The sequence below is a fragment of the Streptomyces sp. UNOB3_S3 genome (assembly GCF_020740895.1).
Lineage (GTDB): Bacteria > Actinomycetota > Actinomycetes > Streptomycetales > Streptomycetaceae > Streptomyces.
On record NZ_JAILXP010000792.1, the window covers coordinates 1 to 500 of the forward strand.

A 500-nucleotide genomic window follows, 5' to 3' on the forward strand; every position below is an offset into this window, starting at 1 on the left:
CCAGGACACGCTCGACCTCGGCGTTGAAGTACGCCCCGCCCGTACCGCGCAGCTTCTCGATCTCGGCACGGTTCTTGACGTCCGCGCCGTCCTTCTTGTCCTTCGCACGCTGACGGGCCTCGGCCTCACCGTGCTCCAGGAAGTCCCGGATCGCGTTCGGGTCGCTGCTCTCCAGGGCCTTCTTCGCGGCCTCCTGGACCTCCGGTTCCGGGTCGAACTCCGCGAAGTCCTCGACCAGTTGCCGGTCACGCTCAGCAGACAGCTTGTCCAGCTCGGTGCGCGGCGCGGGAGCCGGCCCGGACGCCGGCTTCGGCAAGGCCGCCGCCAGCCGGTCCAGCGCCGCCAGCGCCTGCGTGGCCGAGACGGACTGCGCCTTCGCCGACGTGGCCGCCGTCGCCTCGCCCGTCGTACCACCCAATATCGCTACGACAACGGCCGTCGAAACAGCCCCTCGTAGCCGTCCGGCCCTCGGCCGGAATCTACCCATCACGGGAAGAACC

1 pseudogene is annotated in these 500 nt (G+C 70.0%); it reads right to left on the reverse strand.

Going from position 1 to position 500, the window contains the following annotated elements:
- A pseudogene (locus tag K6I33_RS35675) lies at positions 1-418 on the reverse strand (ALF repeat-containing protein); the annotation flags it as partial.
- Positions 419-500: the final 82 nt, after the last annotated feature.